Source organism: Amycolatopsis tolypomycina (genome assembly GCF_900105945.1).
GTDB classification, from domain to species: Bacteria; Actinomycetota; Actinomycetes; order Mycobacteriales; family Pseudonocardiaceae; genus Amycolatopsis; species Amycolatopsis tolypomycina.
In genome coordinates this window covers 721979-735553 of the sequence record NZ_FNSO01000003.1, presented here as the reverse complement: position 1 = coordinate 735553, position 13575 = coordinate 721979, and the positions used below count along the sequence as shown (strand labels likewise).

Annotated in this window: 15 protein-coding genes and 1 pseudogene; 8 read left to right on the top strand and 8 right to left on the bottom strand. The window is 71.7% G+C overall.

Annotation, left to right across the window (positions count from 1 at the left end; genetic code table 11):
• Nucleotides 1-2 precede the first annotated feature (2 nt).
• Nucleotides 3-1970, bottom strand: coding sequence for an FUSC family protein (locus BLW76_RS09220; RefSeq protein ID WP_091305428.1), 1968 nt, complete (start codon nt 1968-1970; stop codon nt 3-5).
• Between the two features lie 68 nt (nt 1971-2038).
• Here BLW76_RS09220 and BLW76_RS09215 point away from each other — a divergent pair, with 68 nt between their 5' ends.
• Nucleotides 2039-2488 (top strand): SRPBCC family protein, encoded by a 450-nt coding sequence (locus BLW76_RS09215; RefSeq protein ID WP_091305426.1) that lies wholly within the window; start codon nt 2039-2041, stop codon nt 2486-2488.
• A gap of 116 nt (nt 2489-2604) precedes the next feature.
• Nucleotides 2605-3360 carry a polysaccharide deacetylase family protein gene (locus tag BLW76_RS09210; protein ID WP_167384523.1) on the top strand — a complete coding sequence of 252 codons (756 nt, stop codon included), beginning with the start codon at nt 2605-2607 and terminating at the stop codon, nt 3358-3360.
• Here the strand turns inward: BLW76_RS09210 and BLW76_RS09205 are convergent.
• The 4 genes from BLW76_RS09205 to BLW76_RS09190 all read right to left on the bottom strand — a co-directional run bounded on the left by BLW76_RS09205 (nt 3357) and on the right by BLW76_RS09190 (nt 6142).
• Nucleotides 3357-3830, bottom strand: a complete 474-nt coding sequence (locus BLW76_RS09205; RefSeq protein WP_091305425.1) for a hypothetical protein — start codon at nt 3828-3830, stop codon at nt 3357-3359. The genes BLW76_RS09210 and BLW76_RS09205 overlap by 4 nt on opposite strands.
• Complete coding sequence (locus BLW76_RS09200; RefSeq protein WP_091305423.1) at nt 3827-4432, bottom strand: RNA polymerase sigma factor; 606 nt, start codon at nt 4430-4432, stop codon at nt 3827-3829. The genes BLW76_RS09205 and BLW76_RS09200 overlap by 4 nt, the downstream gene beginning before the upstream one ends.
• Nucleotides 4433-4855: 423 nt before the next feature.
• Complete coding sequence (locus BLW76_RS09195) at nt 4856-5521, bottom strand: SGNH/GDSL hydrolase family protein (RefSeq protein ID WP_091305422.1); 666 nt, start codon at nt 5519-5521, stop codon at nt 4856-4858.
• Nucleotides 5522-5530: 9 nt separating this feature from the next.
• Complete coding sequence (locus BLW76_RS09190) at nt 5531-6142, bottom strand: NAD(P)-dependent oxidoreductase (RefSeq protein ID WP_091305420.1); 612 nt, start codon at nt 6140-6142, stop codon at nt 5531-5533.
• Nucleotides 6143-6222: 80 nt separating this feature from the next.
• Here BLW76_RS09190 and BLW76_RS09185 point away from each other — a divergent pair, with 80 nt between their 5' ends.
• Both BLW76_RS09185 and BLW76_RS09180 read left to right on the top strand, forming a co-directional pair.
• Nucleotides 6223-6786 carry a TetR/AcrR family transcriptional regulator gene (locus BLW76_RS09185; RefSeq protein ID WP_091305418.1) on the top strand — a complete coding sequence of 188 codons (564 nt, stop codon included), beginning with the start codon at nt 6223-6225 and terminating at the stop codon, nt 6784-6786.
• 98 nt (nt 6787-6884) lie between these two features.
• Nucleotides 6885-7463: an RICIN domain-containing protein gene (locus BLW76_RS09180; RefSeq protein ID WP_091305417.1), complete on the top strand. Its 579-nt coding sequence runs from the start codon at nt 6885-6887 to the stop codon at nt 7461-7463.
• On the opposite strand, the gene BLW76_RS09175 is transcribed toward BLW76_RS09180, so the two are convergent.
• Nucleotides 7460-7948, bottom strand: a complete 489-nt coding sequence (locus BLW76_RS09175) for a GbsR/MarR family transcriptional regulator (protein WP_091305415.1) — start codon at nt 7946-7948, stop codon at nt 7460-7462. The genes BLW76_RS09180 and BLW76_RS09175 overlap by 4 nt on opposite strands.
• Before the next feature lie 93 nt (nt 7949-8041).
• Between BLW76_RS09175 and BLW76_RS09170 the strand changes: the two genes are divergently transcribed.
• The 3 genes from BLW76_RS09170 to BLW76_RS09160 all read left to right on the top strand — a co-directional run bounded on the left by BLW76_RS09170 (nt 8042) and on the right by BLW76_RS09160 (nt 11528).
• The gene (locus BLW76_RS09170; RefSeq protein ID WP_091305413.1) at nt 8042-8938 is read left to right on the top strand and encodes an ABC transporter ATP-binding protein; all 897 of its coding nucleotides are present in this window, start codon (nt 8042-8044) and stop codon (nt 8936-8938) included.
• Nucleotides 8935-10572, top strand: a complete 1638-nt coding sequence (locus BLW76_RS09165; RefSeq protein ID WP_091305411.1) for an ABC transporter permease — start codon at nt 8935-8937, stop codon at nt 10570-10572. Before BLW76_RS09170 ends, BLW76_RS09165 begins: the two co-directional genes overlap by 4 nt.
• A 62-nt stretch (nt 10573-10634) precedes the next feature.
• The gene (locus BLW76_RS09160) at nt 10635-11528 is read left to right on the top strand and encodes an IS982 family transposase (protein WP_091304040.1); all 894 of its coding nucleotides are present in this window, start codon (nt 10635-10637) and stop codon (nt 11526-11528) included.
• Nucleotides 11529-11548: 20 nt separating this feature from the next.
• Here BLW76_RS09160 and BLW76_RS09155 read toward each other — a convergent pair whose 3' ends face one another.
• Together BLW76_RS09155 and BLW76_RS48365 are read right to left on the bottom strand one after the other, a co-directional pair.
• The gene (locus BLW76_RS09155; protein WP_244170094.1) at nt 11549-12028 is read right to left on the bottom strand and encodes a hypothetical protein; all 480 of its coding nucleotides are present in this window, start codon (nt 12026-12028) and stop codon (nt 11549-11551) included.
• A gap of 38 nt (nt 12029-12066) precedes the next feature.
• Entirely contained in the window at nt 12067-12390 is a 324-nt protein-coding gene (locus BLW76_RS48365) for a hypothetical protein (RefSeq protein WP_167384522.1), read from the bottom strand.
• 128 nt (nt 12391-12518) lie between these two features.
• Between BLW76_RS48365 and BLW76_RS09145 the strand changes: the two are divergent.
• Nucleotides 12519-13490 (top strand): annotated as a pseudogene (locus BLW76_RS09145) (MFS transporter); the annotation flags it as partial.
• Between the last annotated feature and the right edge of the window lie 85 nt (nt 13491-13575).

Genomic DNA, 13575 nt, shown 5'->3' with positions numbered 1-13575 from the left:
GCTCACGTGCGCCTGTGGTAGGGCAGGAACCGCCGGACGAGCCGCAGCGGCGCGCGTTCCGCCAGGTCAGGGCCGCGGACGGCGTCGAACGCCGACTCCAGCTGGTCGACCACCCCGGACAGCTGCCCGGCGTCCGGCAGCGGCATCGACCGCGGCTCCCGCTGCTCCCGGACGGCCGCCGCGAGCTCGCCCAGCGCGGCCGTGAGCAGCTCGACGTCGGCGGGTTCCGGCGGCGGCACCCCGCGGCCGATCGTCACGCCGACCTCGGTGACGGCGTCCGCGACCCGCTCCTGCGCGGCGATCACCGGCCACCACGCCACGGCCTGGCGGCCGTTCGCGGACGGCTCGACGACGGCCTGCTGGAACGCCGTCCGCAGGTCGGCCAGGGCCCGGTACGCCCCGCGCCGCGCCCGCGAGCGCGCCAGCCGCGCCTCGCCCGAAGCGGCCTCGACCAGCGCGTGGGAGACGTACTTCGCGACGGCGTCCAGCCCGTCGGCCAGCCGCCCGCCCACCTGCGGGCGCCGGCTGCCCGGCCACAGCAGGTAGCCGAAGACGAGCACGATCACGCAGCCCAGCACGGTGTCGACCAGCCGCGCCAGCACCACGCTCCAGTTCCCGGTGTGGGCCAGGCCCATCTGCAGGATGATCAGCGGCGTCACGAAGGCGCTCTGGATGCCGTAGTTGCGCACCTTCCCCACCGCGATGCCGCCGGCGAAGACCGCGCTGAGCGCCACCAGCACCCACCCCTGAGCGCCGAGGCCGAGCACGGCGGCGCCGATCCCGACGCCGATGACCGTGCCGATCCCGCGCAGCACCGCGCGGCCGAACACGGACCCGAAGTCGGGCTTGAGCACGATCCCGACGGTCAGGGTGATCCAGTACGACCGCTCCACCGGCACGAGCAGGCCGACGACCTCGGCGATCGCGACGCACAACGTCAGCCGCAGCGCGGCGATCCAGGTCAGCGGGCCGGACGCGAGCGAGCCCGCCCACTCCCGCAGGCGGCGGTACCACGGCGTCGGCTCCCGGCGCTTGCGGTCGTCGCCCCTGCCGATCCGGACCAGGCCCGCGTAGAGCGCGGCGAGGACCGGGTCGGGATCGCCGGGCGGCATCGGCGGCGGAGGCGGCAGCGGCTGGCCGGCCAGCACCGCCGCGGACAGCGCGACGAAGTGGTCGATGACCTCCTGATCCGGACGGCGGCCGGCGTTGACCATCGCCACCGACGCCTCGACCGCGGGGGTCGTGGCCGAGAGCAGGTTGAGCAGGTGGCGGTAGGCGGCGTCACGGCCGGAAAGCCAGGACCGCGCGGTCAGCAGCTGGTCGTAGGCGGTGTTCATCGCCGTGGTCAGCCGGTGGCGGGCCACCCGCGAGACGGCTTCGTCGGTCGCCGACAGCATCGCCGCCAGCTCGACGTAGACGTGCGCGACGGCGGTGCGTTCGGGGCTGGTCGCCCGGACCGTCCAGGTGACGAGCGCGACCACGAAGCTCCAGGCGGCGCCGAGGCAGAAGCAGCCGAAGAGGACTTCGACGCGGACGCCGGTCGCGTGCTGCCCGGTGGCGAGCACGCCGAAGACGAGCATCTGCAGGCCGGCGACCGAGGCGTTGCTGCCGGCCGCGCTGATCACCGCGGACACCGCGGCGATCAGGATGACCGCGGGCACGGACAGCGCCGGGGTGCCGCCGGTGAGCAGGCCGACGAGGTAGCCCGCGGTCGCGGCGAGCGTCGCCCCGCCGAGCCGGCGGGCGCGGTAGCGGTAGGGGCCTGCCGATTCGGACAGCACGGCGGGCAGCGCGCCGGTCGAGATGAGCGCGCCGACGGCGATGTCCCCGGCCGCGTAGGCGATCGCGAGCGGCACGGCCAGCGCGACCACGGCCCTGGCGACCATGTTCCACGGCACCGGCACCGGCGAGCTGCGCAGGAGCTGCACGAGCCAGTGCGGCGCGGCGAGGTCGGGGCGCGGCGTGCTCACCCCTTCATCTTGACCTACGCTCCCGGAGACGATTAATTATCCGTTCGTCAACAACGCGGGAGGTTCCGGTGGGCCGCAGGTTCTCTTTCGAGGTCAACCGCACGAGCACCGCGCCGCCGGAGGCGCTGTTCGCGCTCGAGGCGGACGGCCCGCGCTGGGCGGAGTGGGCAAAGCCACTGATCGTCCAGGCCCGCTGGGCGCGGCGGGGCACCGATCTCCCGGAGGGCGTCGGCGCGGTCCGCGAGGTCGGGCTGTGGCCGGTGCTGCTCCGCGAGGAGACGCTCGAGTACGAGCCCGGCCGCAAGCACGTCTACGCGTTCGCCGGCGGCAAGCCGCTGAAGGACTACCGCGCCGAGGTGCTCTTCACGCCGGCCCCCGGCGGCGGCACGCACCTGCGCTGGACGGGCACGTTCACCGAACCGGTTCGCGGCAGCGGTCCGGCACTGGCCGCGACGCTCCGGGCCGTGATCCGGCTGATCTCCGGCATGTTGGTCAAGGCTGCCGAAACCGGGCGCTGACCTGCGTGTGCCGGACCACAGAAGATCGTCCGGCGCAACTTCACCCACTCCCCCGACGTCACTCTTTCGGGTGGTCTTCGTGATCACCGCGAGAGAGGGGACGCGGGATGAAGTGAGTGGTGGCGGGACTGGCCGTGGCGGTGTTAGCGCTCACGGCGTGTTCGACACACAACACGGACGAGCCCGAGCCGGCCACGAGCCAGCCGAACCCGGCGCCCCAGGCCGCTCCCGATGTCAAGGTGGCCGGGCCGTACCCGTTCGGCACGGTCCAGCAGAAGGTGCCGCCGATCGAGAACGGCCAGGTGCCGCTCGTCCGCCGCATCACCACCGACAAGCCGTACGTGTTCCTGACCATGGACGACGGCGCGGTGCAGGACCCCGACGCGCTGAAGCTGATGCAGGAGAACGGCACCCACCCGGTGCTGTTCCTGAACCAGAAGTACGTGAAGGGCCACGAGGCCTACTTCAAGCAGATCCTCGACGCGACGGGCGCCACGCTCGGCGACCACACGGTGAACCACCCGAACCTCAAGGGCAAGCCGTACGAGTTCCAGCGCAAGGAGATCTGCGACGACGCGGACGACTTCCAGCGCGGGCTCGGGATCCGGCCGACGCTGTTCCGTCCCCCGTTCGGCAACTACGACCAGAACACGCTGAAGGCGGCGGCGGCGTGCGGCATGCGCGCGGCGGTGCTCTGGACGGCCGCGGTCAACGACGGCGTGGTCCAGTTCCAGATGGGCGACAAGCTCAGGCCGGGCGACATCGTGCTGATGCACTTCCGGAAGACGTTCAAAGAGGACTACACGGCGTTCGTGGAGCGGGCCAAGAGGGACGGGCTGATCCCCGTCCCCCTGGCCGACTTCCTCGGTTAGAGCACGACCGTCGGCGTCACGACGGTCCGCCGGCACGACACGTCACCCAGGTGCACGAGGATCTGGGTCGTCCCGCGCGGGACGTTGTCCAGCACGAACCGGCCCCCTTCGTCGGCCGTCGTGGACGACGTTCCGTGCTCGGCGACCCGCACCTCGACGCCGTACTGACCGGCCGGGACCAGCCAGCCGTCGATGCGGTGGAGCTTGCCCATCTTGGTCAGGTTGATCATCACCGTCAGGTCGCTGACCGTGAACGTGATCGTGCCGGTGCCGCCGCCGCGGACGCCGGCGAGGTTGTCCAGGCGCTCCCAGCGGGCGACCTCGACGTCGAGGTCCTCGAGGGCGAGCGCGAACTGGACCCGCTGCACCAGGTCACCCGGCGGCGGATCCAGCTCGTCGAGGAAGCGGCCGACGTCGGCCAGGATCAGCTCATCGGAAAAGGCCTCGCCCGGCGTTCCGAGGTCGTTCATCGGCTTCCCCCTTCACTGGCGAGGAGATCGCGCATCTGGTCGAGGCAGCGCCCCCTGGTCGGGCCGACACTGCCGCGCGGCATGCGCAGGGCCTCGGCGACGAGCTGGTACTCCGCGCGACCCGCGAGCACGGTCAGCCGGAGCAGTTCCTGACAGCGGTGGGGCAGCCGGACGAAGGCGCGCCAGACCCGGCGGTCGCGGTCGGCGCGGACGGCTTCGTCTTCGGGTGCCGGTTGGGTGCTCGGCATCGCTTCGGCGACTTCGTCGCTCAGCGGCACGGGCTGCACGCGGCGGCCGAACGGATGGGTGGCCTCGCGGCGGGTGGTGGTGATCAGCCAGGCCGCCAGGGCCTTGGGGTCACGCAGCTTGCCGAGCTGGCTGAAGAGGGCGAGCCACACGGTCTGGACCACGTCTTCGGCCACCGCGCGGTCGAGGCCGTTGGCCCGGGCGACGTGCCACACGAGCGGGGTCAGCTCTTCGACGAGGCGGGCCATCGCCCGGCGGTCGCCGTCTCTGGCGGCCTGCATGCACGCAGCGTGCAGCTCGGCGCCGGTCAGGCCCTCCCAAGGCGGATCTACCTCTGTGGTTTGCACGTCGGTCACCGTATCTGCCCCTCTTCGGAAGAGTCTTCGAGTCGGTGCTGGCAGTATCGCGGGTCCTTCGGGGGGAAGGAGCGTGCAGGTGGATCTCGGATACATCAAGTCACTTACTTCGTCGGTCGTGCACTACCGGACAACTGGCGCTTGCGGGAGGTACCGGCCGACGCGAGCGGGTGGACCCGCGCCGACCGGTACTCCCCTCCCTCAAGGACCCGCTCCCCAACGGGCCCCCGCCGGATGTCCCCTCCCCCGAAGGGCACCCGGCCGACGGCGGCCGGCAGCCCCCTCGGCTCCCGGCCACCGCGTTCACCGCGAACGCGACACCCCCCGTCGTGTTCCTCCGTGCTTGGCTGCTCCACAGGACGCAGTGGGGACGCCGCCAGATACACGAACCGGCGACTTTTTTTGAAGATCGACGCAGAGCTGCTAACTGATCACGGCCTGTGCCAGCGTTCCCGCCCAGCGGGCGTAGCCGGCCGGGCCCGGGTGGAACCGGTCGCTCGCGAAGGCGCCCGGGTCGAGCAGCGCGGGGTCCATCGGGAGGTGCCGGACACCGGGAATCCTCCCGAGCGTCGCGGCCGCGTGGTCGAGCGCGGCGGAGCGGGCGGCCAGGACGTCACGCAGCGGGCGTGGCAGGGCGGGGAAGCGGGACATGGGCGGCACCCCGGCCAGGAGGACGTCGACCGGGCCGAGGCGCCGGCGCAGGTCGAGCACCAGGCGCAGGAGGTCGCGGCGGTAGGCGCCGGCCGTCCGGAGCTCGATGGTGTCGTTGACGCCGAGGGCGACCACGACCAGGTCGGCCGGGCGAACGAGCGGGACCAGCTCGGCGCGGGCGACCCGGGCGTTGGCGCCGGTGCGGCCGACCGCCTGCCAGCGGACCGCCCGGCCGTCGCGGGCCAGCTCGCGGGCGAGGCAGCCGGTGAGCGCTTCCTCGTGGTCCACCGCGCCGACGCCGTCCACTGTGGATTCGCCGAGGACGGCCAGCCGGAACGGTTCGCCCTGGCCGGGGACGAGCCCTTTGGTGGGACCGGCCGCGCCCGGGAGCCGCGGGGTCTTGCGCTTGACGTAGACGGCTTGAGCGAGGAGCACCATTCCTGGAACCTAGCCGTGGGCGATCGAAACCTTCCGCCTGATCAGCGTGGGGTCCGCCACGGCGTCGAGCAGGTACGCGGCGACGTCGGCGCGGCGAATCGTGTAGCTGCCGCGCACGTTGCCGTCCAGCCGGCTCTTCACGACGCCGGTTCGCGGTCCGTTCAGCAGCATCGGCGGGCGGACCACGGTCCAGTCCACGGCGCTGGCCATGACCAGGTCCTCCATCGCGCGCATGTCCGCGTAGCCGTGCTTGAGGACCGCTTCGAGCAGCGGTTTCACGAGCGTGCGGGTGAAGATGCCGTCGCCGTCACCGTCCAGCCCGCTGGCGCTGACCACCAGCAGGCGCTTGGCCCCGGCCGCGAGCGCCGCACGGGCGCCGTCGGTGCAGACCGTCGTCGGCTTGCGGTCGCGCGAACCCAGCGCGGAGACGACCGCGTCACGCCCTTCGACGGCGGCCGCCAGCTTGTCGTGGTGCTTCAGTTCGGCGACCACGACCCTGGCCGGCAGCCGCAGCTTGGCCGGGTCGCGCACGACGGCCGTGACGTCCCAGCCACGGTCCAGGGCCTGCTTGACGACCTCGCTTCCGACGCCGCCGGTCGCCCCCAGCACGGTGATCCGCATGTCTCCTCCTTGGTTAGTGAACACTCACCAGTAAGGTGAGTGTTCACTAACCCGGCTGAGAGCGCACTCAGGGAGCCGTCATGGGAAGCCGCGAAGAGATCGTCGCCGCGGCGGCGAAGGTGATGCGCGAGCAGGGCTACGCCCACGCGACGACGAAGGTCATCGCGCAGACCGCGGGCTACTCGGAGGCGATGCTCTACAAGCACTTCCGCGACAAGACCGACCTGTTCCGCAGCGTGCTGGCCGAGGAGCTGCCCGCACTGGGCGCCACCCTCGCCGAACTGACCGCGGACCCCGGGCGAGCGCCACTGCGGGACAACCTGGTCCGCGTGGCCCGGGTCAGCCTGGCGTTCTACGTCGACAGCTTCCCGATCGCCGTCTCGATGTTCTCGTCGCGGGAGCTGCTGCGCTCACACCGGGAACGCCTGCACGGACACGGCCCGCGCCTGCCCCTGAAGGGAGTCGCGGACTACCTGCGCGCCGAGCGGGAGCTGGGCCGGATCAAGCCGGACACCGACGTCGAGGCGGCCGCGGCTCTGCTCCTGGGCGCGTGCTTCCAGCTGGCGTTCCTGGCCACGTTCGAAGAGGCCGAGCCTGCCGACCACGCCGAGCGGCTCGCGGACACGTTGCTCGCCGCGATGTAGCGGCTGCCGCCGGATGGTGGCTGGAGTGGATCAGGCCGCGCTGCCAGCCTTTTTCGTGACGCCCTGGCGGGCGCCCGGACTCCGGAGGGGACGGAACCATGCGCATTCGTTTCGCGCCGATCTTCGTCGGCATCCTGGCCCTGGTTGCCCTGTCCGTGAGCCCCGCCGGTGCCGCCGGCTGGTGGCTGCAGTACTCGGACACGAGCACCCGGCTGTGCCTCGACGCCGACTACCACGCCAACACCGCGTACTGGGCGGTCACCGAGGCAGCCTGCAAGACACCGGTCGGCAGCGGCGCCGCCGACCAGGTGTACCAGCTCGTACCGCAGAGCAACGGAAACGTGTGGATCCTGTCCGGGGTGGCCGGCAACCTGTGCGTCGGTGTCGCCTCGGGCTCGCCGAACGACGGAGCCGCGATCTTCCTGACCGGCTGCCCGGCGCCGGGGACCAACTGGTTCGCCCAGGAGTGGCAGGTGTCGAACGTCTCCGAGAACCCGAACGGCTCGTTCAACGTCCTGTTCCGCAACGCGACCAGCCAGAAGTGCATCACCGGCACCGGCAGCGGCGTCCAGCTGTTCCAGCAGACCTGCGACAGCGCGAACCCGCACCAGGTGTGGCGGCAGCACCTCAAGGAATCCGGCTGCACCCGGTGCGTCGCGGCGGCCCGGCGCGGCTAGGCGTTCTTCTCCTCGCGGAGCTTGTGCCAGCGCTCGTACATGCCGTTGAGCTCCACCAGCATGAACGACAGGAAGTCCCGCATCTCGGCCAGCCGCTTGCCCGACGGCGTGTCCTCGCCGAGGGCTTCGATGCCGTTCTCGGCCGCGTCGCGCCACATGATGATCATGCGGTCGCGCTTGAGGAACGTGGCGTACCAGAGGTCGTCGTAGAGGCGGTAGTGGTCGCGGCGCTCGCCGGGCTCGCGCTCCTTGGCGACCAGGCCGACCTGCTCGAGGTAGCGCACCGCACCCGAGACGGCCGCCGGGCTGACCGACAGCTGGGCGGCCAGGTCGGCGGCGGTCAGCCTGCCCTCGTCGGTGGTCATCAGCGCGGCGAACACCCGCGCGGGCATGCGCTGCATGCCGATCTGCGAAAGCACGAGCCCGAGGCTCTCGACGTACCGGCGGACGGCGTCTTCATCTCGCTTCGTGTCAGGCGTCGTCATCGGCCCATCCTTTCGCACCCGGCCCCCATGATCACTCGATCTAGACATTTTCTTAACTTCACAACTTCATGAAGCCAGCGTAACTTCCGAAGCATGGAAAACGCCATTTCGGTCATCGACCTGCACAAGTCGTTCGGCCGGACGAAGGCCCTCGACGGCCTCGATCTGCAGGTGCCCACTGGGGAGGTGCACGGCTTCCTGGGCCCGAACGGCGCCGGGAAGTCGACCACCGTCCGGGTCCTGCTCGGCCTGCTCCACGCGGATTCGGGGGACGTCCGGCTGCTCGGCGGCGACCCCTGGAAGGACGCGGCGAGCCTGCACCGCCGCCTGGCCTACGTGCCCGGCGACGTCAACCTCTGGCCCAACCTCTCCGGCGGCGAGGTCATCGACCTGCTCGGCCGCCTGCGCGGCGGGCTCGACCAGAAGCGCCGCAACGACCTGATCGAGCGGTTCGACCTCGACCCGAAGAAGAAGGGGCGCACGTACTCGAAGGGCAACCGGCAGAAGGTCGCCATCGTCGCCGCCCTCGCGTCGCGGGTTGACCTGCTGATCCTCGACGAGCCGACGTCCGGCCTCGACCCGCTGATGGAGGCGACGTTCCAGTACGCCATCCAGGAGGAGCGCGAGCAGGGCCGGACCGTGCTGCTCTCCAGCCACATCCTCGCCGAGGTCGAGGCGCTGTGCGACAAGGTCAGCATCATCCGCAACGGCCGCACGGTGGAGTCCGGCACGCTGGCCGAGCTGCGCCACCTGACCCGGACGTCGATCACCGCCGAGCTGGCCGGGCCGCCGAACGGGCTCACCAAGCTGGCGAACATCCACGACCTCAAGGTGGAGGGCAACCGCGTCCGCTTCGACGTCGAGACGCGCTCGCTCGACGAAGCCCTGCGGCAGCTGACCGAGGTCGGCGTCCGCAGCCTGGTCAGCCAGCCGCCGACGCTGGAGGAGCTGTTCCTGCGCCACTACACGACCGAGGCGAGCGCGAAATGACGGCGACGCTCTCCCGCGCCGAAGCCGCGGTCGCGCCCGCGCACGAACTGGCCGGCACCTGGCACCTCACCCGGCTCGCGCTGCGCCGTGACCGCGTGATCCTGCCGATCTGGATCGTGCTGCTCAGCATCGTCCCGGCGAGCACGGTCAACACGTTCACGCAGTTCTACCCGACGGTCGCCGACCGGCTCGCCCTGCAGGCCGGCGCGAACGCCAACCCGTCGTACGCGCTGCTCTACGGGCCGCCGTTCGACCTGACCACGGCCGGCGGGTTCATCGCCTGGCGCATGTGCGGGTTCCTGGCGCTGCTCACCGGGCTGATGGTGGTCTTCACGGTCACCCGGCACACCCGCGCCGAGGAGGACACCGGGCGCGCGGAACTGCTCGCGTCCGCGGTGGTCGGCCGGTACGCGGCACTGACGGCGGCGCTGCTGGTGGCCGGTGGCGCGAGCGTGCTGACCGGGCTGGTCCAGGCGGTCACGATGATCGGCGCCGGCCTGCCCGCGGCCGGTTCGCTCGCCTTCGGCGCGGCGGAAGCGCTGGTGGGCCTGGTGTTCACCGCGGTCGCGGCGGTCGCCGTCCAGCTGGCCGAGTACTCCCGGACGGCCAACGGCATCGGTACCGCGGTGGTCGGTGCCGCCTTCCTGCTCCGCGGGGCCGGAGACTCCACTGTGGACGCTCGCTGGCTGTCGTGGCTGTCGCCCATCGGCTGGGTGCAGCAGGTCAGGGCGTTCGCCGGGGAACGCTGGTGGGCGCTCCTGCTCCCGGTGGCCTGCGCGCTGGTCGTCGGCGGGCTCGGGTACTGGCTGCTGCCCCGCCGCGACGTCGGCGTCGGGATCCTGCCGCCGCGCCCGGGGCCGGCGACGGCCGCGCCGGGCCTGCGCTCGCCGCTCGCCCTCGCCTGGCGGCTGCACCGGGGTCCCCTGCTCGGCTGGACGATCGGCACGGCCGTGGTCGGCGCGGTGTTCGGCTCGATCGCCAGCGGGATCGGCGACCTCGTCGGCTCGAGCCCGCAGGCGCAGCAGATCATGGCGCGGCTGGGCGGCAGCCACGCGCTCACCCAGGCGTTCCTCGCCGCGATGGCCGGGATGTTCGCCATGGTGGCGTCGCTGTACGGCGTCCAGGCGGTGCTGCGGATGCGCGGCGAGGAGACCGCGATCCGGCTCGAGCCGGTGCTCGCCACCAGCGTCGGCAGGCTGCGCTGGGCGGCAGGCCACCTGGTGTTCGCCTTCTTCGGCACGGCGGCGCTGCTGCTGTCCGGCGGGGTCTTCATGGGCCTGGCCAACGGGCTCCGCACCGGGGACGTCGGCGGCTCGCTCGCCGACAGCCTCGCCGGGATGCTCGTCCAGCTGCCCGCCGCCTGGGTGGTGGTCGCGCTGGCGGTGACGATCTTCGGGCTGCTGCCGGGCTTTTCCGCGGCGGCGTGGGCGGCCGGCGCGCTGGCGCTGCTGCTGAGCCTGTTCGGCCCGGTCGTCGACCTGCCGCAGGCGGTGCTGGACGTCTCGCCGTTCCAGCACCCGCCGAAGATCCCCGGCCAGGAGTTCACGGCGACGCCGCTCGCGTGGCTCGTGGCGGTCGCCGCCGTCGCACTGGTCGCGGGCCTGGCCGGCTGGAAGCGCCGGGACGTCGGCTAGACGAGTAATGCGTAAGTCTGGGTGGTGGCTGGAGATGGGCGAAGGGTGTTCAAGATCGGTTTGTGACGACAGACCTGAACACCCTTCTCACCGCACTCTACGTCAAGATCGACGACCACCTCGCCGGCAGGCGGCGGGTGGGCAGGCCGCCGAAGCTGACCGACGCGGAGCTGGTGACCTTGGCCGTGGCCCAGGCGTTGCTGGGGTTCACCTCCGAGGCCCGCTGGCTGCGGTTCCTGCCCGCCCGGATGCCCGGCGCGTTCCGCTATCTGCCTGGCCAGTCCGGCTACAACCGTCGGCTGCGTGCCGCGTTGCCGCTGGTCAAGCAGGTCATGCGCTGGCTGGCGGCGGACACCGACCTGTGGACCGACACCACCTGGATCGTGGACTCCACCCCGGTCGAATGCGGTCGCTCCCGACCCACGGTCCAGCGTTCGGAGCTGGCCGGCTGGGCAAAGTATGGCTTCTGCCGCTCACACTCGCGCTGGTTCTGGGGACTGCGGCTGCATCTGGTCTGCACCCCGGCCGGACTCCCGGTCGCCTGGGCGCTGGCCGACCCGAAGGTCGACGAGCGGCAGGTGCTCATGGCCATCTGCGACCACGAACCCCACCTGCTCACCGAACGTCCGGGGCTGCTGATCATCGCCGACAAGGGCTACGTCTCCGCGGAACTGGACCGCTTCCTGGCCGAGCGCGGGGTCCGGCTGATCCGGCCGTCCTACCGCAACCGCAAGCCGCATCCCGGTGAGCCGCTGCTCAAGTCCATCCGCCAGCTCATCGAGTCGGTCAACGACACCCTCAAGGGCCAGCTGAACCTGGAACAGCACGGTGGACGCACCATCGAAGGCGTCGGCGTCCGCGTCGCCCAACGCCTCCTGGCCCTCACCGCCGCCATCTGGCACAACCGCGCCACCGGCCAACCCATCACCCGATCACTGACCGCCTACGACCACTGACCGAGTTACGCATTACTCGTCTAGCGCACCCGCAGCTCGTGGCCTTCCCCGGCCACGAGCTGCGCCTGCGGGCCGCCCGTTCCGCAGCCGGGCCCGTTCGGCTCGCCGAAGGCCGGCGTCACCTCGACGGTGTGCGGTTTCCCGTCGTCGAACCGGACGGTGACCTTGACCGGCTCGGCGGGCAGGCCCGGGATGTCGGCGAAGCCGTGGAGCCCGCCGGTCGGGCGCGCCGAGGTGCCGCACGAGTCGTCCGGGCCGGTGCCCGTGCAGGTCGTCGCGCCCGCCGACGTCTCGGGGTAGAGGCCGAGGTCGCGCGTGACGCACTGGCCGCGCCAGCAGGCTTCGAGCGTCGCCTTCGTGACGCCGTCCGGCGACGGGATCGACAGGCTGATGCCGACCGGCATGCCGATGGCCGTGCAGGCCTGTTCCGGCCCGGCGCCCGCCCCGGCACACCCGGTCGTCACGGCGGCGAGCACGGCGAATCCCACGAGGTACCGCATGCCGACCAGACGGAGCAGGCGGCCGCGGGGTTGCATCGTCAGTCGCGCCATCCCGTGGTGAACGGCAACGACGGGGTCTGCGAGGTGGGCGTAACGGACGTCGTCGGCTGGACGGTGACCTCGACGAAGCTGGTGGTGGTCGTCGGCGGGGACGTCTCGACGGACGTGACGGTGGACGGCGGCACGGACGAGGTGACGGTGACGGGCACCGCGGCCACTGTCCGGGTCGGCGGCGAGGTGACGGTGTCGACGGGGCGCGGCGTGCTCCGCCCGGCGACGAGCAGCGCGGCCACGAGCAGCCCGGTGGCGAATCCCGCCAGCCCGGTGACCGCGGCGGAACCCCAGGTAGGACGACCACTCATCCGGGCACCCCCCTCGCCACGCTCAGCGCAGGTTCGAGGACTAACTCGCGTTGATCTTACGTCTTGTTACCGACAGTGCCACTTGAGTCTCCTTGACTCAACTTTATTGAGCGTGTCAGATGTAAGACATGGGGGCACTGGCGAATCGCGACTTCCGCCGGCTGTGGCTCGCCGATCTGGTGAGCCAGCTCGGCAGCCGGGTCGACGTGCTGGCGGTGCCGCTGCTCGCGGTCACCGCGCTCGGCGCATCGGTCTTCGAGGTGTCGCTCCTGCGGACGGCGGAAAGCCTGCCGTACCTGGTGCTCGGCCTGCAGGTCGGCGCCTGGTGCGACCGGATGCGCCACCGCCCGGTGCTGATCGCCGCCGACCTCGGCCGGGCGGCGCTGATCGCGTCGATCCCGGTCGCCGCGCTGTTCGGCGTGCTCGAGCTGGCACACCTGCTGGTCGTGGTGCTCGGGACCGGGCTGCTGGGCGTGTTCTTCGACATCGCGCACCAGACTTACGTCCCCCGGCTGGTCACGCGCGAGCAGCTGCCGGACGCGAACTCCCGGCTCCAGACGAACCTGTCGATGGCCGCGGTCGCGGGCCCAGGCCTGGCCGGGCTGGTCGTGCAGGCGCTCGGCACCACCGCGGCGCTGGCCGTCGACGCGGTCACCTACCTGTGGTCGGCGCTGTGGCTGCGGCGGATCGAAACGCCCGACGTGCGTCCCGAACCCCGGCCCCGCCGGCTGCTCCGGGAGATCGGCGACGGCCTCCGCGCGGTCCGCGACGACCGGATCCTGCTGGCCATCAGCCTGCACGGTGCCGTGTCGAGTTTCTTCCAGTCCGTGCACCTGGCCATTGTCGTCGTGTTCCTCGCCCGTGATGTCGGCCTTTCGCCGTGGGCGATCGGGCTGCTCGGCACGGTGACGCTGACCGGCGCCCTCGCCGGCGGCCTCACCGCGCGGTGGATCGGTGCGCGGATCGGCGGGGCGCGCGCACTGGTGGGCGCGGCGGTGCTGTACGGCCTCGCTTACCAGCTCTACCCGTTCACCGGCCCAGGCTGGGCGCTCACCTGCTACGTCGTCGCCGGGATCTTCACGGCCTACGGCGTCATCGTGCTCAATGTGTTCGCCATGAGCTTCCGGCAGGCCGCCGCACCGGCCGAGCTGCTCGGCCGGGGTCAACTCGATCACCCACACGCTC